The 19,798-nt window shown below is 58.6% G+C and carries 18 protein-coding genes; 8 read left to right on the forward strand and 10 right to left on the reverse strand.

Annotated features, from left to right (window positions below; translation table 11 throughout):
* Window positions 1-66: 66 nt before the first annotated feature.
* A complete protein-coding gene (locus OZ911_RS25110; RefSeq protein ID WP_024717379.1) occupies window positions 67-735 on the reverse strand; it encodes an inovirus Gp2 family protein in 669 nt (222 codons plus the stop codon).
* Window positions 736-1,158: 423 nt separating this feature from the next.
* Window positions 1,159-1,350 carry a helix-turn-helix transcriptional regulator gene (locus tag OZ911_RS25115; RefSeq protein WP_024717378.1) on the reverse strand — a complete coding sequence of 64 codons (192 nt, stop codon included), beginning with the start codon at window positions 1,348-1,350 and terminating at the stop codon, window positions 1,159-1,161.
* Window positions 1,351-1,663: 313 nt separating this feature from the next.
* Here OZ911_RS25115 and OZ911_RS25120 point away from each other — a divergent pair, with 313 nt between their 5' ends.
* Window positions 1,664-2,512 (forward strand): hypothetical protein, encoded by an 849-nt coding sequence (locus OZ911_RS25120; RefSeq protein ID WP_024717377.1) that lies wholly within the window; start codon window positions 1,664-1,666, stop codon window positions 2,510-2,512.
* Between the two features lie 815 nt (window positions 2,513-3,327).
* Here OZ911_RS25120 and OZ911_RS25125 read toward each other — a convergent pair.
* From OZ911_RS25125 to OZ911_RS25155, 7 genes are all read right to left on the reverse strand, one after another.
* Window positions 3,328-4,335, reverse strand: a complete 1,008-nt coding sequence (locus OZ911_RS25125) for an Ldh family oxidoreductase (RefSeq protein ID WP_070086979.1) — start codon at window positions 4,333-4,335, stop codon at window positions 3,328-3,330.
* 89 nt (window positions 4,336-4,424) lie between these two features.
* Window positions 4,425-5,258, reverse strand: a complete 834-nt coding sequence (locus OZ911_RS25130; RefSeq protein WP_268968503.1) for a substrate-binding periplasmic protein — start codon at window positions 5,256-5,258, stop codon at window positions 4,425-4,427.
* 58 nt (window positions 5,259-5,316) lie between these two features.
* Window positions 5,317-5,976, reverse strand: a complete 660-nt coding sequence (locus tag OZ911_RS25135; RefSeq protein WP_019470406.1) for an amino acid ABC transporter permease — start codon at window positions 5,974-5,976, stop codon at window positions 5,317-5,319.
* Entirely contained in the window at window positions 5,973-6,614 is a 642-nt protein-coding gene (locus OZ911_RS25140; RefSeq protein ID WP_023047588.1) for an amino acid ABC transporter permease, read from the reverse strand. Before OZ911_RS25140 ends, OZ911_RS25135 begins: the two co-directional genes overlap by 4 nt.
* Window positions 6,614-7,423: an amino acid ABC transporter ATP-binding protein gene (locus tag OZ911_RS25145; RefSeq protein WP_023047587.1), complete on the reverse strand. Its 810-nt coding sequence runs from the start codon at window positions 7,421-7,423 to the stop codon at window positions 6,614-6,616. Before OZ911_RS25145 ends, OZ911_RS25140 begins: the two co-directional genes overlap by 1 nt.
* A gap of 13 nt (window positions 7,424-7,436) precedes the next feature.
* Window positions 7,437-8,744: a M24 family metallopeptidase gene (locus OZ911_RS25150; protein ID WP_268968504.1), complete on the reverse strand. Its 1,308-nt coding sequence runs from the start codon at window positions 8,742-8,744 to the stop codon at window positions 7,437-7,439.
* 100 nt (window positions 8,745-8,844) lie between these two features.
* Window positions 8,845-10,881, reverse strand: coding sequence for an NADH:flavin oxidoreductase (locus OZ911_RS25155; protein ID WP_016489259.1), 2,037 nt, complete (start codon window positions 10,879-10,881; stop codon window positions 8,845-8,847).
* A gap of 122 nt (window positions 10,882-11,003) precedes the next feature.
* On the opposite strand from OZ911_RS25155, the gene OZ911_RS25160 reads away from it, so the two are divergent.
* Window positions 11,004-11,651 carry a TetR/AcrR family transcriptional regulator gene (locus OZ911_RS25160; protein WP_016489260.1) on the forward strand — a complete coding sequence of 216 codons (648 nt, stop codon included), beginning with the start codon at window positions 11,004-11,006 and terminating at the stop codon, window positions 11,649-11,651.
* Window positions 11,652-11,747: 96 nt separating this feature from the next.
* Here OZ911_RS25160 and OZ911_RS25165 read toward each other — a convergent pair whose 3' ends face one another.
* On the reverse strand, window positions 11,748-14,141 hold the full coding sequence (locus OZ911_RS25165) for a TonB-dependent siderophore receptor (RefSeq protein ID WP_023047584.1): 2,394 nt from the start codon (window positions 14,139-14,141) through the stop codon (window positions 11,748-11,750).
* A 174-nt stretch (window positions 14,142-14,315) separates the two neighbouring features.
* Between OZ911_RS25165 and OZ911_RS25170 the strand changes: the two genes are divergently transcribed.
* The 6 genes from OZ911_RS25170 to OZ911_RS25195 all read left to right on the forward strand — a co-directional run bounded on the left by OZ911_RS25170 (window position 14,316) and on the right by OZ911_RS25195 (window position 19,792).
* Window positions 14,316-15,086, forward strand: a complete 771-nt coding sequence (locus OZ911_RS25170) for a nuclease-related domain-containing protein (protein WP_023047583.1) — start codon at window positions 14,316-14,318, stop codon at window positions 15,084-15,086.
* A gap of 260 nt (window positions 15,087-15,346) precedes the next feature.
* Complete coding sequence (locus tag OZ911_RS25175; protein ID WP_016489263.1) at window positions 15,347-15,865, forward strand: type IVB secretion system protein IcmW; 519 nt, start codon at window positions 15,347-15,349, stop codon at window positions 15,863-15,865.
* Window positions 15,858-16,703 carry a hypothetical protein gene (locus OZ911_RS25180; protein WP_023047582.1) on the forward strand — a complete coding sequence of 282 codons (846 nt, stop codon included), beginning with the start codon at window positions 15,858-15,860 and terminating at the stop codon, window positions 16,701-16,703. The genes OZ911_RS25175 and OZ911_RS25180 overlap by 8 nt, the downstream gene beginning before the upstream one ends.
* Before the next feature lie 12 nt (window positions 16,704-16,715).
* A complete protein-coding gene (locus OZ911_RS25185; protein ID WP_016489265.1) occupies window positions 16,716-17,471 on the forward strand; it encodes a hypothetical protein in 756 nt (251 codons plus the stop codon).
* A gap of 1 nt (window position 17,472) precedes the next feature.
* Window positions 17,473-18,609 carry a hypothetical protein gene (locus OZ911_RS25190; RefSeq protein WP_016489266.1) on the forward strand — a complete coding sequence of 379 codons (1,137 nt, stop codon included), beginning with the start codon at window positions 17,473-17,475 and terminating at the stop codon, window positions 18,607-18,609.
* 7 nt (window positions 18,610-18,616) lie between these two features.
* Entirely contained in the window at window positions 18,617-19,792 is a 1,176-nt protein-coding gene (locus OZ911_RS25195; RefSeq protein WP_023047581.1) for a hypothetical protein, read from the forward strand.
* Window positions 19,793-19,798 lie beyond the last annotated feature (6 nt).

The following is a 19,798-nucleotide window of genomic DNA, read 5'->3' on the forward strand; positions in this document are numbered from 1 at the left end:
TTAATCCAAGGTGGGGATACGGTCATCTGTGATCCCCCGGCATGAGAATTGGCGACATAGCCCCCTCTACCCCCTGCTGCATCCGAATCCATGAGCGCCCTCCCCATAACGCTTCGTCGCAGCTTTGCAAAGGTAGCTGGCTCGATGAAACAGTTCAGGTAACTGATCCACATTTCCCGGCCGAAAATCCCGATCGACCCGGTATTCTGCATTAGGCGGGATATGTACCAAGCCCCTCACTTGCTCAACCTCGCACTTCAACGCACTCGCCCAAGCCTCCTGCATGCGGCTGATCATGTTGGGACTCACTGACTGCAGCCTGCCGACGGTGTAGAACGCATCACGGTTGAGCAGAATCAGCAGGTGGTAATGCGGTCGCCCCTCCCAGCCTACCTCTCTAGCCCAGACATAACGCACCCTGCAGTCATGCGCGTACTTGTTCTGCTCGCGAACCTTCAATCGGTTGTGCTCAATCTTCGCTTTGAAGGATTCAATAAATCTGCTCATGACCTGGTTGGTATACGCATAGTCAGGCAAAACAATACCGACTGGCAGACGCAGATCGATTCTAAAGGCCAATCCCCTAGGATACTGATTGAGCGCGTTATCGATAGTTCGTTTCAAAGCGGCGAGATATTCGGTTACAAATGGCCCTTTATCGAACATGATAGGAAGACCTTCAAACAGGTCGCCAGTGTGAATATGAAGGTTGGTATTCTCGGGATGACGCAGCATGGCTACCACTCTCTTTGATAAGACTCATATACTCAGCAAGCATGGTATTTGTTTACGAGTCACCCTTTCTGGACTGCCCTAGACCCATCCCCAACACTCATGTACACCCACATGCATATCACACTCATCTGGCCACATGTCATCCAGACAGGTAATACATCACGTAGTAAGTAGTACGTTAGGCATGCCAGTAGCACTGGCAAGCAGTAGGTAGCACACTAACCAGTAGGTGATAGATGGTTAGGGATTGCTATATGCATATTACCCATACCGAAAATCACATGACACCGCACATCCCGCACAACCCAGTAATCTCATAGCAATATTGGCTGATACCCTTACCAATTCAACTCCGGCAAAAAACCATCATGATCCGACTGTGGCCGGATCATGACGGCTGCTATGTTCATCAATATTAATTATCTAGCCTAGGGCCTCATCACGCTCGGCCACCTTGGTGAGAATCCAGTCGTGAATCTCGCTTTCCAACCAACCGACACATCGATCTCCCAACGATATCGGCTTCGGAAAGCTCTGCTCTGCGATGTACTTATAGATGGTCGACCGAGCAAGACCTGTCGAGTCGATAACTTCTTTCAAGCGGATGATTCTCATGAACGTAGCTCCTCTGTTCGTCCAGAGGATTGGTAAGGCCAGTAAAAATTGACGGATTACGGAACCTCGCTCGTCCTAACAGGTAGCCACTTCTGTGCCCTCTACCCATCCACCCCTGCGCTAAACTCTCCTGCAGTAGTAACGGTCCCCGAAGCCTCTATTCTTCCTTCGCAAAGCGCAAAACCGCCTGAAGACCCAGTAAAACCTATGAAAAATTATACGTTTGATCTACTAGAGCACAGCTAGATTGACTCATGAGTGATCATAGAGTAAACCTATAGCGACCATTGAATCGGCATAGAGAGATGCTAGAGTGGCTATACTTCACAACGACGAGCTAAGTCAAGTTCTCGGCGAATCGGAATACAACCATCGCCATGACACATGGCTTTGGTACACACTTGTTTTCTTCGATAAAAATTTTAATGAAAATGACTTCCCAGACTTTGGAATGCGAGACAAAATGGCTCGATATCTCCAAAGAAACACATGGTTAGCTGATCAGGTACCACAAAAAAGAAGAGAGCAACTAATTCCCAAACAACAGCTAGCATGGATCACTGATGAACGACGATTAGTGGAATGGTTAACAAGAGAACTTCAAAATACAACCAACCACAGCCAAATTAATTTCCGCTTCAACCTCACAGGAAGAGACTTCCCCATAGCGCTGCTTGATGTATGGCAACGAGACATCACCGAGAAAACATCCCTCATTAAAAACTTGGAGCAGCGCTGGCTACAACATAAAGCACACGACAAGAGATATTCATGGTTTAAAGACGATAATCAAAAGTGCTCACTTGCTTACGAGTGGCTAGAAAAAAATGCATACCTCACCATTTTTCGCACCCCTATTGAAACATACGAAGACCTATTGATTTTCTTCGACAACGCCAATTACACCCCAGAGAAGGAAGAGCTCTATATAGGGAAAATCAAAAAAGCATGGACCCAAAGAAAATATAGAGCATCCCTAAAAAACAAGGCACAGTACAACTTCGTCCTTTCAAACAAGACGATAGAGGCATTAGATAAAATCTCTGCCCAATACGAAATCAGTCGTGCACGAACGATAGAAATACTTGTAGAGCTAGAGGCTCAGAAAGGACTGTACATAGCAGAAAAGCTGAAGAACTCAAAATTACTGCAAGGTGGTTAACCATCTCAAATTGAGAAAGTCATAGGCGGCCTCGGAAGCACAGGGATGTTTGGTTAAGGTCTCAGATGCTCTGAACACAGGGTACGTGGGTCAGAGTTTTGGGCTGCATCATAAATCTTCGGCTGATAGGTTTTAATGATTGTCTTGAGCATCTAAAGGGACGATTACCTACACGTAATGCGCCAGTACAAGGATCGGCGCAGATAAACACGCCCACTTGGAAGGGGCTACAGGCTCTGAACCGTCTAATTTGCTCCCGCGAGCAAATCGGAGTCGACGTGGCTTCGGGACTGGCTATGCTGAAAGTCGATGCGGCAACGGGGTAGCTACCCCGAATTTATCGAGCGACTCAAGTCAGTGCACCAAAGAACGAACCACACTGCGAAGGCTAGTTCGGCGACACCGAGAAATTTACCTTGCACATCCAGTCCTAAATGCTGCACTGGGGCAAGAGCGCAATCGCTATGCCGCTACCAGCGTGCTGGACACCACGATGGAGGATACAAAGACGAAGATGGCCACCCGTTAGCCTACCGTGCAAAAGCGGCCTCCTACACCCAAATATCGTAGGGCACCGAGCACTGAGACTTAAGCTCAGAGAGCTGGTATTCCAAATGGTATTCCAGAACAATTATCAACCGAAAATTTATGTTTAAAATCAGTATATTATACGGCTATTTCAGATTACCCCGGCCCACCAACTGCAGCGTACCCGCAGTCGAAACACCCGATCCTGTCCGCATCAAAGACTTCCCCAGCGCAACCGCTGCATTTGAGCGCTCTCTACCGCAGTCGCCGGGTGGCAACGGATGTAACTACCCCACCTGCACCTCAAACCCATCGTACGCCGATAACGGCAAGCTGATCCCCTCACGAACCGCACGAGCATAAGCTTGCTCTTTACCCCTACCCGGCAGGTAAACCCCCAAGCCTTCAAGCCGGCTCATCTGCTCACCCAACCGTGTAGCAAAACACTCGTCCAACAACCTGGGAGCAATCCCAATCACCAGCATCCCAGCCCCCGGCGATTCGCTACCAGCCCGAAAATCGCCTGCATCCAACGACCAATTGGCCCCCGTCACCCCCGCCGCAAGCACCTCAACCATCAACGCAATGTTCGCCCCCCGCCCACCCCCAAACGCCAGCAACGTCCCACGCAATGCCTCCCGCGCACTACACGTTTCATTGCCTTGCGCATCAACCGCCCAGCCTGCCGGTATCGCCTCCCCCGCTTCAGCGGCCCGCAACAGGTTTACGTACGCCGTGGCACTGCTGGCCTGGTCAATCGCCAGTAAACGCCCCGCTGCACTGGCCGCTGCAAATGCGATGGGGTTGGTGGAATACAGCGGTCTGCGCTGCCCCGCCACGGTGAGCAGCGGTGGGCCATTGGTGAACGCCAACGCGACCAGCCCCTCGCGCGCCAGGCGACGGGTGTAATAACCCAACTCGCCACAGGTAAAAGCGTTGAACTGCGCAAACAGGGCGATACCCAGTTGATGCGCATTGCTGCACAGCGCTGGGAAAGCGCGATCGAACCCCAGTTGCGCGATCCCTCGGGCCGCGTCGCAGCGGATCATGGCCGGCGCGACCTGGGTCACGATGGGCTCGGCCGCCGGGGCAATTCGGCCGGTGGCAAAGCCGCTGAGGTAATCAGGCAAGTGGCCGAAACCGAGTTCGTGTTGGCCGTGGGCCTGGGCTGACACCGTGGCATCGGCAAGCGCCGAGGCTACCGCGTGGCTGGCGCCGTGGGCCAGGCAGAGTTGGTGTGCAAAGGCGGTGGCATCGGCCAGAGACAGGCGCTTTTCGGGTTTGTGGTTTTCCATGGTGGCTTCGGTGTTCTCGGATTGTTGGTGTGCCGCAGCCTGAGAACCTGCAGGGGCGGCGTAGCCGCTCCTGCAGGATTTGATGACCTTTACTGAATCATCCTTGGCTCACCCACTTTTGCAGCCTCGCGGTCCAGGCCAAACGTGGCGAGGATTTCTGCGATTTCGCCCGAGGCGTGCAAGGCCTGGATGTTCTTGCCCAGCGCCTCGCCCAAGGCTGCGTTGGCCTTGGTGTACGGGAAGGCGCTCTGCCCGGGCTCAAGCGTGGCCTTGACCCGTTGATCGGGCTCGGACACCTTGATGCTCTTGCCGGGGTAGCCGCCCTTTTGCTGCGAAGAAACGGCCACTGCGAAGCTGTCCGCGCCAACCTGGATGCGCCTGGACGCCAAGTCTTGGGCCATGGCCACGGGGTTTGGGTAAAGCACCAGGTTGTCGCCAAAGGCCTTCTTCAAATCGTCCACCCACAGGTAGCCCTGCACGGTGCCGATACGCTTGCCATCCAGTTCGGAGATCTTGGTGTAACCCTCATCCGAAATAATGCCCATCACGTCCAGGTACAACGGTGCCGACAAGCCCAGCGCCTTGCTGCGCTCTGCCGTGCGGTACCAATCGCCAATGCCGACATCGACGCGCTTAGCCACCACCGCCTGCACGACGGCGGCGGTGTCCACCACCATGGTTTTGACTTTCAGGCATTCGCGCTCGGCGATGCGCTTGATGATCTCGCCATCCACGCCGCTCAACTGGTTGTTGGGCCCTGGTATCGAGTAGGGCGGGAACACATACGCCGCCACGGTGAGTACACCTGGGGTGATGGTTTCAAACTGGTTCGCGGGGGTGCATTCGGCCAGGGCGTACGGGGCGCCGGCCAAGGTGGAGCACAAGAACATCCAACGGGTAAAACGTTTGAATGAGCGAGTCATGACGTCACCTTTGCATTAAGAGAGCAGCAGCCGAAATCGGCGCGAGTGGCATTTGTTGTTATGGCTGGCTGGGGGCCAGTCTTTTTTCCAGCGCTGCCACGCCCAGGGTCGCCGGGGCACAGACAGCGGCATACATCAAACCGGCCAGTATCAGCACTGGCATGTACTCGAACGTGGAGGAACCAATGGACGATGCCCGGCTGACAATTTCTGGCAGGGCGATGGTGAAACACAGCGACGAGGCCTGGAACATCATGATCGAGAACCCCAGCAGTGATGGCAGCGCCACCCGCAAGGCCTGAGGCAGGATCACAAAGCGCAGTGCGTCGAACCGGTTGAGGCCGATCACTTCGGCGGCCTCGGTTTGCCCTGCGGCCACCGACTCGATGCCACCGCGGATGATTTCACTGGTGTAGGCCGCCGTGCAGTACGCCATGGCCAGCGCAGCGGCCCAGAACGAGGTAAGGGTCAGGTTGACGCTGGGCAGGCCGAAGTAGAAATACTGCAGCAGGATCAATGCCGGTGCACCACGCCCCAGCTCTACCACTACCAGGGAGGGGTAACGCAACCAGCGGTTCGGCGCCGAAACGCCCAGGGCCAGCAGCAGGCCCAGCACAACGCCCAGGCCTAGGCTCACCGCTGTCACCTGCATCGACAGCACAAAGCCCTTCCACAATTCTGGCAACCATTGCGCCCACATCGTCAACAGTTCGCTCATCGGGCAATCCTCTGTTTCAACGTGGCCGACAGCCAACGTGAGCACAGGGCCACTGGCACGCTGAGCACCAGGTACACCACCGCCGCCGCGCTGTAGAAGCTCAGGCCCTGAAAGGTTTGCTGTGAAACCTGATAAGCCTGAAAGCTGATATCACCCACGCCAATGGTCGAGGCCACGGCCGAATCCTTCAGTAGGCCAATGGCGTAGGTGGCTGAGGTGGGAATGGCGATGCGCACCAACTGCGGCAACACCACATCGAAAAACCGTTGCGGTGCCGACAGGTTAAGCGCGTAGGCGGCTTCGAACTGGCCGGCAGGAATCGCCGCGAACGCACCACGGTACACCTCGGACATGTGCGCCGCCGTAATCAGCCCCAGGCCAACCACCGCTGCGGTAAACGGCGACAGGCTGACATAGCCGCCACCGATGCCGAAGAAGATGAAAAACAGCCAGACAATCGGGGGAATCGAGCGCAGGGTCAGTACCAGCATGGCAGCCAGCACACTCAGCACCTTGACCCTGGACATGCGCAGGGCACAGATCGGAAACCCCAGCACTACGCCCACACAGAATGCCAGCACGGTAACGGCAATGGTCCAGGGTACGCCGTTCAACAGCATCATCAGGATGTCTTGCATCAGCGATTCCTCACGGCCTGGAGAAACTGCACCACCCGTTCATGCTGGGGCTCGCGCATCACCTGCTGGCTTGGCCCGTGCTCGATGATGCGCCCGTCAGCCATCACCACCACACGGTCAGACACGGTTTCGGCGAAGTGCATCTCGTGGGTTACCACAATCATCGACATGCCTTCGCCGGCCAGCTCTTTCATCACCGCCAGCACCTCCAGGCCCAGCTCGGGGTCCAGCGCCGAGGTCGGCTCATCGAACAGCATCAGCTCAGGGTCCAATGCCAGGGCGCGGGCGATGGCGATGCGTTGCTGCTGGCCACCGGAGCAGCGCGCCGGATAATGCTGGGCCTTGTCGGCCAGCCCGACGCGTTCGAGCAGTTGCAAGGAGCGGGCGTCGGCGTCTTTGGGGCTGCGGCCCAGGGTGCGGATTTGCGCCAGGCTGACGTTGCGCAGCACTGTCAGGTGCGGGAACAGATTGAACGACTGGAACACCATGCCAATGCGCCGGCGCAACTTGAGCAGCTCGGTACGGGGCAACGCCTTGCCCGCTTCGATGTGCACGCCATCCATGCTGACCCGCCCCTTGGTCGGCGGCTCCAGTTGGTTGATGCAGCGCAGCAAGGTACTTTTGCCCGACCCGCTGGGGCCGATAATGGCCACCACCTCGCCCTTGTTCATTTCAAACCACACGTCGTGCAACACGGGGTAAGGGCCAAACTGTTTATGAATGCCCTCCAGGCGCAAGAACGGTTCGGCGCTGGCCACCGGCCGCGGTGCCAAGGTGGGTGCGGTTTCAATCACGGTCATGCTGCTCATGGTTTTGCTCCAGCTATCGATCGCCGTCGACTAAGGGCCTGCGCGAGAGTTTGATCGGCCCGTTGGCGCTGATCAGCACCTGTTCTTCGAGCTTCACCCCTTCCCCACCGCCTTGCTCACCAATGTAACTTTCCACCGACACCACCATGTTTTCCTGGAACAGGCCGTCGTAACCCCACTCGGCGAAATCCACGGCGTAGGCGACGCTGGGGTACTCGTCCACCAGCCCGACGCCGTGCAGCATCATCATGTAGCGGTTGTGCTCAAAGCGCTTGGGCACCGGCCAGCAGTGTTCGGCGAACTCGCGGAAGGACAGGCCTGGGCGCAGCAGCTCGACGTTGTGATTGATCTGCTGCGAGGCGATGTCGAGCAAGTCGCGTTGGGCCATGGTTGGCGCCTTGCCGGGGCAGATGAAGCTGCGCGAGATGTCTGAAAGGTAACCGCCGGGTCCGACCATGTCGGTGTCGAAGCAGACCATTTCACCTGCCTTGATGACCTTGTCGGTGGCGTCCTGAAACCACGGATTGGTGCGCGGCCCGGAACTGAGCAAGCGGCTTTCCGCCCATTCGCCGCCGTGCGCGACGTTGGTGCCGTGCATGATGCTCCACAGCTGGTTTTCGGTAACCCCTGGCACCAGGCTTGTGCGCATGCGGGCAATGGCCAGGTCGCACACGCCCATGGACACCCGGTGGCTGGCCACTTCTTCCGCCGATTTGATCAAGCGTGCCTGCTCCATCAAGGGCTGCGCATCGAACAGTTCAATGCCCTGTTGCGTCAGGCGCTGGGCACCCCAAGGGTCGCAGCGGTCCACCGCCAAGCGGCGGTTGCCGCCAGCGTGGCGGGCCATCAGGTCTGCCACCTCCTGTGCCCAGCGCTCGGCTTTTTCCTGCACGCGGGGGCCGGCAAGAAAATACAGCCAGGGTATCGCCGGGCGAATTTCATCGATGGTTTCAACGTGCTCGCTGTTGTGCCGGCTGCTGGTGAACTCGAACAGCACCACCGGGCCGTCGGTGGCCACAAACACATAGCGGCTGGGCGAGTGCATCACCCACAAACCAAGGTTATTGGTGTCGGTGGCATAGCGAATATTGATCGGGTCGGCCAGCAGAATGCCGGCGTAATCCTGGGCGCGCAGTTGCTCGCGAATGCGCTCCAGGCGGTAATGGCGCAAGGCTTTGCGGTCGATGGCGGCATACGCATCGAGTAACGCCGTGTCGACCGGCGCGATGGCATGTTCAGTGACCTTGGCATCGCTGCGAAAGCGCAGGTCGCGTTCGGTTAACGCAGTGAGCAGCTCAATGGAATCAGAACCCGTTTGCATGCAACAACCTCCGCTGAGTCAGACCAACTTTCGGGGCAGTAACTAAAGGTTTCTAAATCGGGTGACGGCTGTCTTTATTGTTGTGGGCAACACACAGTAGCTACAGGTCCTTGACCAGCCGCAGGGCATCGTAGATGGCCGCATGGGTATTGCGCGACGCCACTGCATCACCAATGCGGAACAATTGGAAGCGCCCGTCGGGGTTGCTGACAACGGTTTGCGGCTTGCCGACAATCAGGTCCATGTACTCCACGGCGCCTTCGTTGCTGGCCAAGGGTTTGAGTTCGAAATACAGCTCGTCCAGCGGCCGGGTGCCGTGGTTGACCACCACCTGGTCCACCAGGCGCGTTTTAGTCAGGTCGCTGTAATCGGTGCCGATCGTGGCCAGCAATTGGTCGCCTTGTTTCTCCACCGCCTTGAGCCGGTAGGTGACGGTAAAGGTGGTGTCCAGGTGCTGTAACGCGCGCATGTAGGGCACCAGGTTCATGCCCATGACTTCTGGCGCGAACGAACGGTCGGGGGTCATGATTTCAGTCTTGGCGCCACTGCGGGCTATGAACTCGGCGGCTTGCAGGCCGGCATGGTCGCCCGCATCGTCGTACACCAGCACATTGCGCCCAGGCTTCACATCGCCAGAAATGATGTCCCAGCTTGAAACCAGGTACTGATTGCCGTGTGCCAGCACTTCGGTGTGCGGCATGCCCCCGGTCGCCACGATCACCACGTCGGCATTTTCATCGAGCACAACCGCGGTGTCTGCCCAGGTGTTGAAGTGGAACGTCACGCCAAGGCGCTCGCATTGCGCCATGCGCCAATCGATGATGCTGATCATTTCTTTGCGCCGCTCGGACTGCGCGGTCAGGCGAATCTGCCCGCCGGGTTTGTCCGCCAGCTCGTACACCACCACCTCGTGGCCGCGCTCTGCTGCCACACGTGCCGCCTCCAGGCCACCAGGGCCGGCGCCCACAATCACCACTTTCCGCTTGTGCACCGCCTTGGGTATTTCATGGGGCATGGTGGTTTCACGCCCGGTCGCGGCGTTGTGGATGCAGTACGCAGCACCAGCGTTGTAAATGCGGTCCAGGCAATAGTTGGCGCCCACGCATGGGCGGATATCGTCTTCACGGCCTTCGATGATCTTGCGCACGATGTGCGGGTCGGTCATGTGCGCGCGGGTCATGCCGACCATGTCCACCAACCCCGAGGCAATGGCATGACGCGCTGTGGCCACGTCGGGGATCTTCGCTGCATGGAAGGTCGGGAAGCCGGTCAGCGCCCTGATTTCACCGGCAAAGTCCAGGTGCGGCGCATTGCGCATGCCCTGGATCGGGATGATGTCGGTCAGCCCGGCGTCGGTGGCGATATTGCCGCGGATCACATTGAGGAAGTCAATCATGCCACTGTCTTTCAACAGTTGAGAGATCTGCAAGCCCTCCTCTTTTTGCAGCCCACCGGCAAGCACTTCGTCCCCGGTGTAGCGGATGCCGACAATAAAGTCCGGGCCCACGCGTTTGCGAATGGCCGTGAGCACATCGAAGGTGAAGCGCAGGCGGTTTTGCAGCGAGCCGCCGTAAGGCCCTTCCAGTTCATTGGTCAGGGGCGACCAGAACTGGTCCATCAAGTGGCCGTAGGCTTGCAGCTCGATGCCGTCCAGGCCGGCGGCCTTCATGCGTTCGGCGGCATCGGCATAGTCGCGAATGATGCGGTCGATGTCCCAATGTTCCAGCTGCTTGGGGAAGGCGCGGTGTGCGGGTTCCTGATTGTGGGAGGGCGACACCACCGGTAGCCAGTCGCCTTTGTCCCAGCGGGTACGCCGGCCCAGGTGAGTAAGCTGGATCATCACCGCCGCGCCATGTTCGTGGCACTCGTCAGTCAGGTCTTTCATCCAGCCGACCACTTCATCCTTGTAGGCCAGAATGTTGTTGAACACGGGCGGGCTGTCACGGGAGATCGCGGCGGAGCCTGCGGTCATGGTCATGGCTACACCGGCTTTGGCACGCTCGACGTGGTAGGCCCGATAGAGCTTTTTCGGCATCCCGTCTTCCGGGTAAGCCGGTTCGTGGGACGTGGTGATGATGCGGTTGCGCAGGGTCAGATGCTTGAGGCGATAAGGCTGAAGTAGCGGATCGTTTTTCATATCGGTCTCGCAAACAGGTCATCAGGCAAGCCGACAATATGCCCCTCTGTACACAGGTGTCAATACTCTTGACGATGGTGTACAGTTGCCACAAACAGCAGATTGAAAAGGGAGAAATGCCCATGAAAGGCGCCACCTCAAAGGCGGAACCCGCAGGCCGAGGCTCACTGGAAAGCTGGCTTAATGCGGCCTATGAAAGCCTGACTGAGTCAGGTGTCGATGCCGTGCGCGTGATGCCGCTGGCAAAAAAACTGAATTTGTCGCGCACCAGCTTCTACTGGTTTTTCGAAGACCGCGATGCCCTGCTCGTAGCCTTGATCGAGCAGTGGAAAAACAAGAACACCTTCAACCTGGTGACCCAGTCCCAGGCCTATGCCGAGTCCATCACCGAGGCGATTCTCAACGTCTTCGACTGCTGGCTGAACAGCGAACTGTTCGACTCGCAATTCGAGTTCGCCATGCGCAGCTGGGCGCTGCAGTCACCGGAAGTGGCGCAGGAAATCGGCCAGGCAGACGCGCAGCGCGTCGAGGCGTTACGGCAGATGTTCGACCGTTTCGGCTTTGAAAACGATGCTGCGATTACCCGCGCCCGGTCGATCTACCTTACGCAAATCGGCTACATCAGCATGAAAACCCGGGAGCCGTTGGCTCAGCGCATGCGCTACATCCCCGAGTACCTGAAGATTTTTACCGGCAGGGAGCCGGAAGCCCGTGAGCTGGAGCGCTTTTATCAGCGCAACGGTTTTAGTAGTGCCGATTTGAGCGCCTGACAAACACCGGGGCCTTTGCAAGCTTCAGGATTTGCGCCCCTGTGGCCACGGGTTTGCCCGTGAACAGGGCGCAACCCGTGCCATCCGCTAGCCGTATTACCAGCTGTAACTCACCTTCGCCGTCACCTCACGCCCCGGGTTGTAATAGTTCGCCGTCCCCGAGCCCACCACATGCTGCTCGTCAAACAGGTTGCTGACATTCAGGGCAAGGTCAGTCCCTTTGGCAATCTTGTAGTTCAGCGCCGCGTCAAACAGCGTGGTGCCGTCGCTCTTCTTGGTGTTGGCAGCATCCATGTAATAGCCACCAACGTACCTGGCACCCAGACCAACGCTCACATCAGTGTTGGCAATGTCGTAGTAGCTCCACAGCGAAGCCGTATGCTTCGGCGCCACAGTGAATTCCTTGCCCTTGAGCGAACTGCCGTCATACAGCGCACCGCGCAGCACCTCGGTTTCCATGTAGGAATAGGCACCGATCAGGCTGAGGTTTTGCGTGACTTGCGCCTTGGCTTCCAGGTCCAGGCCACGGGCACGTGACTCGCCCACCGTCTGCTGCTCGATGATGCCACTCGGCAGCACCACGGCGATGGTGACGTTTTCCTGGGTCAGGTCATAAACGGCAGCAGAGAACAACGCATCCATGCCCAGTGGCGAGTACTTCACACCCACTTCGTACTGCCTGCCGGTCTGCGGCGTTACGCCCACCTGCGGCGGCGAAACCGATTCCACCATGCTCACATAAGTGGAGACTTCATCGTTGACGATGTAAGTCAGCGCGCCACGGTAGGACGTTTCAGAGAAGTTGTCGCTTTGCTTGCTCACCCCGCCGACGTACTCCGTGCTGGACAGGTCCATGGAGTCATTACGCACACCCGCTGTAGCGATCAAGCGGTCATAGAAGGACAGGTTCTGCTGCAGGAACACGGCCTTGGTGGTGGCGTCGTTCTTCTTGCGGGTATAGGGCGTGATGCCGCCCGGCACGCCGGTGAACACTGGGTTGGCGATATCGATGGAGGGCGCCAGGCTGTATACGGAGCTCTGCTTGGTGGTGGAGTCGAGGTATTCCACACCCACCAGGGTGCTGCTGTCGATGTGCTCGAACTGGGCATCGTATTGCAGCATCAGGTTACCGTTGAGCTGATCGGCATCGCTGTCAGTTCCGAATACATAGCGCGGCAGGGTGGTACCCACCCGCGAAGCGCTGTCGCTCAGATAGACATAGCCAAAGTCATCGCTCAACTCGCTGTAGCGCAGGTTGCCGCGCAGCGTGAAGCCGTTATCGAAGTCGTGGGTGATGTTGCCGCTCAGGCTGGTGCGCTCGACATCGTGGAAGTTGTAGCCGGGCTCGCCGTAGAAATCGCTGCGGTCGTATTCCTTGTCCAGTGGGTAGCCACCGCTGTTTGGCGAGCTGTTGGTCTTCAGGTAGTCGAGGATCACCGTGGCCGAAGTGAAGTCGGTAGGCGCCCAGGTCAGGCCGCCCATCACGAAGCGGTTGTCGTCCTGCGAATGGTCGTACTCACGGTCGCTGTTCTGCATCTTGGCAGTGAAGCGGCCGGCCAGCGTCTGTTCGTCGTTCAGGGCGTCGCCTACATCGATACCGGTTTCGGCATGGTCATAGGAGCCGTAGGTCACGTAGCCCTGGCCAAATTTTTCGAAGCGCGGCTGTTTGGTCACGAAGTTGACCGAGCCGCCTGGGTCTGCCGGGCCGAACAGGGTGGAGTTGGCGCCGCGCAGAATTTCGATGCGCTCGTAGGCGAACGGGTCTTCGCGCACACCGCGCATCGAGCTCAAGGTCAGGCCGTCACGGTAGGTGGTGGCCTGGAAGCCGCGGATCTGGAAGTAGTCGTTGCGGTCGTCCGAGCCGTAGAAGTCGCTGACCACACCTGGGGTGTATTGCAGCGCCTCTTCAGTAGTGCTGACGCTGCGCTGCTGCATTTCCTTGTTGGTCACTACCGACACGGAGGCTGGCGTGTTGAGGATGCTGGTCGCCACCTTGCCGCCCACCCACAGTTCCTTGGCAACCACCGAGTGGGTGTCATCGTCGGCACTGGCCTTGACCTTGGCATTGATGATGACGGGCGCCAGGCGGTAGTCCTCAGTCGCGCCCAGCTCCAGCGGGCCGGCAGGCTGGGGTTGCGGTACCACCAGGTAGGCAGCCTGGCTTTGCTGCTCGGGCTGCAGGTCGGTCCCCTGCAACAGCCGCGCTAATGCCGACGGGGTATCCAGCGCACCCTGCACCCCTTGGGTATTGCGGTTGGCCACGCTCTGCGCATCGAACGACAGGCTGATACCCGCTTCACGCGCAAAGCGGTCCAGTGCGGGCGCCAGCGGGCCGGCAGGAATGTTCCACTGCTTGAGCGGGGTGTCGTGATCAGCGCTCAAAGGCTGCGCCAGCGACGGCAGTGCGTAGCTGCTGACCATCAAACCGAACAGTGCAGCGTGCAAGGCACGGCTCAGTGGATGGCGCTGTGGAACCGGGGTAGAACTCATTCTCTCGCTCCGTGTAAGAGGGTCGGCGGGGTGGCCTGTAATCCGGCCTTCTCTACAGGCCGGACGAGAATGAGAAATCACCTCATTTATTTTTCAATTCGGGACAAGGCCGTCGTGGCACCTCGCCTGATTCGGTAAAATCCACAAGGTCAAGCATCTATGGAGCGTCAAGAAATGGATTTCACTGCAATCATTAGCCAGCACTGGACAACCCTGAGTTGGTTCATCCCGCTCGTCGTTCTGCTGCTAATCCTCAAAAGGCCAGAAACCAAGGGGTACCTTGGTGAACTGCTGGTGCGCTATTTCGCATGGCTGAAGCTGGACGAAAACACTTACCGCCGCCTGCACAACATCACACTGGATACACCTGACGGCACGACGCAGATCGACCATGTCTTTGTCTCGATCTACGGTATCTTCGTGCTGGAAACCAAAAACATGAGCGGCTGGATCTTTGGTGGCGAGAAGCAGGCCCAGTGGACACAGAAGCTCTACAAACGCACCTTCAAATTCCAGAACCCGCTGCGACAGAACTACAAGCACCTGAAGGCATTGGAAGCGACACTGAACGTCAGCCCCGAGCACCTGCACTCAGTGATCACCTTTGTTGGCGACAGCACCTTCAAGACCGAGATGCCAGCCAACGTCACTCAAGGCAGCACGTTCATTCGCTACATGAAATCATTCGAGCAACCGGTGTTCAGCGAGGCCGATGTAGACGCCATGCTGCAAGCCCTGCAAACCGGACGCCGGGCACCAACCCTGGCAACTCATCGCGAGCATGTGCAGAACCTCAAACGCCGTAGCGACCCGAGCGCAGAACGGCAGTGCCCAAAGTGTGGCAATGCGCTGCTGATCAGAACCTTCAAGTCAGGCGCAAAGGTGGGGCAGCAGTTCTGGGGCTGCTCGGCATTCCCCAAATGCAGAATCATGCAGAGTCTCTAGCTGCTAACTCCTCGCTAAGGTCTGCCCTTTTCAGCTCTTGGTAGTGCTGCGCTAACCGCCCACCCATCACCCCATAACGCGCCAGCTGCCCTGCTGGCGCCACATGAAATCCTCGCAACTACCCGGAAATAATGGCCAATTGCCAAAATTTTTCCCGGGCCTCGCCATGTCAAAAAGTTGATACGCCAGCATTTTTGATACAGAATTAGAAACAGGATGCATTTTAGCGTATTTCAGTATGCTTTAAGCGAGTGCAGGGAATGGACGAATACACAACCTCCGAAGCGGGCACACCGCCGATCGATCAGCTGGACCTCACGGCACACGGCGTTCTGGGGCATTTTGCCAAGTCATCGCGCAACGCCCAGCTGGTGGGTTTCCTGATGAGCATGGATCGGCTTGACCGCTGGGCGGTGGATTTCGATGAGGATGCCCCTGCGCAGCAGTTCGAAATCCAGTTGCTGATGCAAGAAATCCAGGCCTTCGTCGAAGCCTACGCACTCGTCCTGCACCAGGTTCCACAACCCTTCACCGAGCTGCTGGCCCACCTCACCTCTTCGCGCTGCATGTACCTGGTGCGGTATGTGGCACAGCGCAACATCGCATTCACCGGCGCGCTGGCCCCCCTGCTGGCTGGCGACTTGTCGCAGCCGGCAGAGCTCACGGCATTTCGCCGCCGGCTGGAGGCGTTCAGCAAGGCTCACCTGCTCAGCGAGATTTTCTCCGGGGAGCGGCTGCGCGAGATATCACAGATCATGGAGAGTTACGCAGATGTATGACGGACGACTGAACCCTGTCGCTGTGGCAGTGGGCAAATCTGTGGGCAAACGCGCAGTCATGGGCGGCGTGCTGGGGGCCTGGCTGTTGCTGGCCGGGCCGGCTGTTGCGGCAACCGGTAGCCTGGGCGCCACCTCCAGCAACTTGATTTCACAACAAGACTCGGTGGTGGCCGAAGCCATCAAGGCCGACGCCGAAGCCTGCGCCGAAGGCACCAAGGAAGGCACCATTGGCGCCTCCATCAGTGACGCACTGAAAATCCATACCGAGCTGGCGTCGGCAACGCCAAATGTCGAGTCGCTGTTCAGTGCCACGGCAGACTGCTTCGGCGGTTTGAGCAGCCTGTTCGACCTGTCCGGCTCGATCCCGAGCCTGGGCAGCATCCTGGCCTCGGCCCAGGCTGCCGTGCTGCAGTACGCACAGAAAAAGGTCTGCACCGCGATCCAGCAGGTTGCCTCGATGGTGACCAGCCCGATCAACCAGGCCATCGGCAAGGTCAGCAGTGGTACTTCTCTGGGCGACCTGAATGGCCTTACCAATGGCCTGGTCAGCAAAGGCATGAGCACGCTCGACCCACAACTGGGCAGCGGCTACCACAACGCCGCCGCCGGGTACGAGGCCACCTACACGGTGGATGTAAACCCGTTCAACTACGTACAGACCGACTTTGGTGGTGGCGCCAGCACCGGCAGCGGCACCACGACCGGCAGCGCGGCGGCAACCCGAGCCGTGGCACCGGCGCCCAGCCCCGCACCTGACACCTCTTCGAGCAGCACCGGCAGCTCCTCTTCCAGTAGCAGCAGCGGGTCATCCAGCTCGGCTGCCGGCCTGTTCAACTAAAGGGGGCCGGCAATGAAAAAAGTCGCGGCAGTTCTGGCCGTGGGCCTTGGGCTGGGGGCAACTGCGCTGCCGGCCCAGGCGCTGTCCTGGGCGTCGGTGCTGACCTTCATCAGCACCATGCAGACAGAAATGAGTGCCTGGTCGGTGACGGTCAAGCAGACCGCGCTGTCGGCCAACGTTGTCTCGCAAATGGACAGCGATTCAAAGAAGCAGCTTGCCAACGCGGTAGGGGCCATCGACATGTCCGACCGGGTGATGAAAGCCGCAACCTCGTTCGACTCCGCAGTCGGGCAGCCGGTGACCATCAAGTGCACCGCCCAGGAGCAGGGCAAGCTTTTCGTCGAGGCGGTATCACAGCGTGACAAGGATGCAGCGCGGCTGATGGCCACCTATGCCTCACAGCGGGTCGGCTCCAGGGCGGGTGCCGACCAGGCCACCCTGGCCATGCACCGGGATACCTATTGCACGGTGTCCGAAGCCAGGCAGGGTATGTGCGCGCTCAATGCCAACGGCATGCAGGGCTGGGACGTGGACTACGCAGGGCCGTTCAGCGAAAAGACCCTCGCCCCTGAAGGCGAGGCGGCAGCCTACGCCTATACCGCGATGATCACCGACCAACGTGCCGAAGCGCACATCGACTGCACTTCGGTGGCCTGCAATGACGCCCAGTCGCAACAGCTCGCAGCCTCGGCGATGAGCGCGATGGCTGCCAATTCTCTTGTTGGGCAGGTGACGGACCGTCGCGTGCCAATGCTCACAGGGCAGTGATATGAATTTTCGGCTCAAACTGGCCAGCATCGTCGCAGGCTCGACGATGCTCTCGAGTGTTTCGTATGGCGCGTTGTATGGCTTCGGCCCGGCAGAAGCCTGGACCGCAGCCCAGATAGCTGCGCTTACAACAAGCGTGTCCACCAACATAGCGGCCTTTGGCACGAGCTTCGGTACCCAGATGTCGTACAAGTTCGAGCAGATCATTTCGGCGGTGGCCATTGCCACCAAGCAGGAAGCGCTGTCTGCCAACGTGGTAGCAGACAACAACCGGCAGACATCCGAGCAACTGGTCAACGCCATCCGCGCCCAGCAGCAGAACACGGCCGTTGCCAAAGCCTACCTCGACTTCAACGCAGCGACCGGCCAGGGCTTTGACCCTTGCGGCACGGTGGCCAAGAACAAGTCGATGGACATCGCCTTCAGCACCATGGCGGCCAAGGCCAAAGCTTCGGTTGGTGAACTGGACGCATCGCCAGGGCGCCTGGTTGCCTCGACGGGCCAGGCCATGCAGCAACGACTCAAGCAGCATCGCGACAAGTTCTGTACCGAAGCTGAAGCCAACGCCGGCCTGTGCACGCTCAGCACCTTGCCAGGCGGCGATACGAACGCAGCGTTGCTGTTCGAGCCTGCGGACGAAAACTCGCTGACCACCGAGGCACGCACGGCCTATATCCAGCATGTAATGGGCCCGCCAGATCAGGCGCTGAGCAAAGAGGCCGGTGCGACGCCTGCCGGTGAAACCTACATGGTGCAGAAAAATCGCAAGGACTCGCTGCTCTCGGTACCGGCCTACAGCCTGTCGATGATCAACGCAGCCAACACCCGCAGCGCGGGCTTCGGCAACAAGTCACCCAATGAAGTGCTCAAGCTGCGCGTAAACCAGTACTTCGGTGGAAAGGAAGCGGAACAATGGTCAGGCAACCTGGCACGCCAGACCCAGCGCGGGTTGCTGGTAGAGGCGGCGAAGATGGGGGGGCTTGAGGTATGGATTCATCAGCAACAGTACGAGCAGAACCAACGCCTGCTCGCCAACCTGGCAACGCTGGTGGTCGCCTCCTCCGACAGCCTCGACGCCACGCTGGAAGCGCGGTACCAGAAGGTATTGTCTGAAACCGCTGCACGGTCGGTAAAGTGAGGTAGCCATGAAAAAGGATTTCGACGAAACACGCGATGCGCGCAGATGGAAGGTTTCATTCGGCGTATCGCTGGCCCTGACCTCCACACTGGCCTGGGCCTATTGCCCACCGCAATACCAGGAAAATACCGTAGCCCCCGCATTCACGACGGCTACCCAGACGCTCAACGCGGCCGTTTCTGCTGTCGATGCGTCCCTCTCTGCCTTGCTTGAAACCGAAAGCCAACGCCTGACGTCGGCCATTGCGGTAATGACCAAGCAGAAAGCCCTTGCAGCCAACACGGTTGCCGAGGCCGGGCGCAATGCAGCGCAGCAGACAGCGACGGCACTCAACGTACTGGCCCAGACACAGCGGGTAAAACAGGCGCGCTTCGACTACGGCGGCGAGTTCGGGCAAGGCTATTCGCCCTGCAAGATCTTCTCGACCCGTACGCTGATCAGTAACCGGGATGCCGACATGGGCACCGAGGTTCGCCAGCGGGTCAAGGCCGAGATCGTGGCCGCACCGGGCACCTACGCCGAACCTATCAGCGCCCAGACGGCACTGATAGAAGCACGCAAGCCGTTCTGCACCCAGGACCAGGCAGACTCTGGCCTGTGCAAATCGGTGGGCACGATGCCGGGCGCCGACCTCACCGTCGCCACCTTGTTCGAACCCGCCATGGAAAACGAAACCCTGTACAAGGCAAAGGTCGGGTTCGTGAACAACGTTGCCGGCCTGCCAGACGGCCCGGTCCCGTCGTCGGCGGGCAAATCGTCTGCTGCCGAGGATTACTCCCTTTCCAAAGCCCGCAAGGACGCACTGGTTTCACCTGCGCTGTCCAGCCTCAAGGCGATCCAGCTCGACTACTCAGGCGTTGAAGGCAAGGAAACAGGTACCGACCTGCCGTTGGCAGTGCATTTCCGTAACGAAGTGAAGCGCTATTCGGGCAACACGGCGGAGTACGACAGCTGGGCGCGGGTCATGGCGGCACAGAACGAGCGTGGTGCATTGGTCGAGTTGCTGAAGATCAAGGCGCTGGACCTGGCCATCCAGGAAAAGCAGTACCGGCAGTACGAAAACATGGAAGCTCAGTTGGCGTCGCTGGTATCGATGAACGTCAGCACAGCTGGCGGCCAGACCCTGACCAGCAAAGCGGCAACGGATGCTGCCAGGCAGAACATGCAGCAGAGCGTGAAGTGACGGAGC

It is taken from the genome of Pseudomonas fortuita, assembly GCF_026898135.2.
Lineage (GTDB): Bacteria > Pseudomonadota > Gammaproteobacteria > Pseudomonadales > Pseudomonadaceae > Aquipseudomonas > Aquipseudomonas fortuita.

Bases quoted from the DNA above. Each gene is read 5' to 3' on its own strand.
- OZ911_RS25110 (WP_024717379.1), bottom strand. From the start codon at position 735: ATGCTGCGTCATCCCGAGAATACCAACCTTCATATTCACACTGGCGAC.
- OZ911_RS25115 (WP_024717378.1), bottom strand. From the start codon at position 1,350: ATGAGAATCATCCGCTTGAAAGAAGTTATCGACTCGACAGGTCTTGCT.
- OZ911_RS25125 (WP_070086979.1), bottom strand. From the start codon at position 4,335: ATGGAAAACCACAAACCCGAAAAGCGCCTGTCTCTGGCCGATGCCACC.
- OZ911_RS25130 (WP_268968503.1), bottom strand. From the start codon at position 5,258: ATGACTCGCTCATTCAAACGTTTTACCCGTTGGATGTTCTTGTGCTCC.
- OZ911_RS25135 (WP_019470406.1), bottom strand. From the start codon at position 5,976: ATGAGCGAACTGTTGACGATGTGGGCGCAATGGTTGCCAGAATTGTGG.
- OZ911_RS25140 (WP_023047588.1), bottom strand. From the start codon at position 6,614: ATGCAAGACATCCTGATGATGCTGTTGAACGGCGTACCCTGGACCATT.
- OZ911_RS25145 (WP_023047587.1), bottom strand. From the start codon at position 7,423: ATGAGCAGCATGACCGTGATTGAAACCGCACCCACCTTGGCACCGCGG.
- OZ911_RS25150 (WP_268968504.1), bottom strand. From the start codon at position 8,744: ATGCAAACGGGTTCTGATTCCATTGAGCTGCTCACTGCGTTAACCGAA.
- OZ911_RS25155 (WP_016489259.1), bottom strand. From the start codon at position 10,881: ATGAAAAACGATCCGCTACTTCAGCCTTATCGCCTCAAGCATCTGACC.
- OZ911_RS25160 (WP_016489260.1), top strand. From the start codon at position 11,004: ATGAAAGGCGCCACCTCAAAGGCGGAACCCGCAGGCCGAGGCTCACTG.
- OZ911_RS25165 (WP_023047584.1), bottom strand. From the start codon at position 14,141: ATGAGTTCTACCCCGGTTCCACAGCGCCATCCACTGAGCCGTGCCTTG.
- OZ911_RS25170 (WP_023047583.1), top strand. From the start codon at position 14,316: ATGGATTTCACTGCAATCATTAGCCAGCACTGGACAACCCTGAGTTGG.
- OZ911_RS25175 (WP_016489263.1), top strand. From the start codon at position 15,347: ATGGACGAATACACAACCTCCGAAGCGGGCACACCGCCGATCGATCAG.
- OZ911_RS25180 (WP_023047582.1), top strand. From the start codon at position 15,858: ATGTATGACGGACGACTGAACCCTGTCGCTGTGGCAGTGGGCAAATCT.
- OZ911_RS25185 (WP_016489265.1), top strand. From the start codon at position 16,716: ATGAAAAAAGTCGCGGCAGTTCTGGCCGTGGGCCTTGGGCTGGGGGCA.
- OZ911_RS25190 (WP_016489266.1), top strand. From the start codon at position 17,473: ATGAATTTTCGGCTCAAACTGGCCAGCATCGTCGCAGGCTCGACGATG.
- OZ911_RS25195 (WP_023047581.1), top strand. From the start codon at position 18,617: ATGAAAAAGGATTTCGACGAAACACGCGATGCGCGCAGATGGAAGGTT.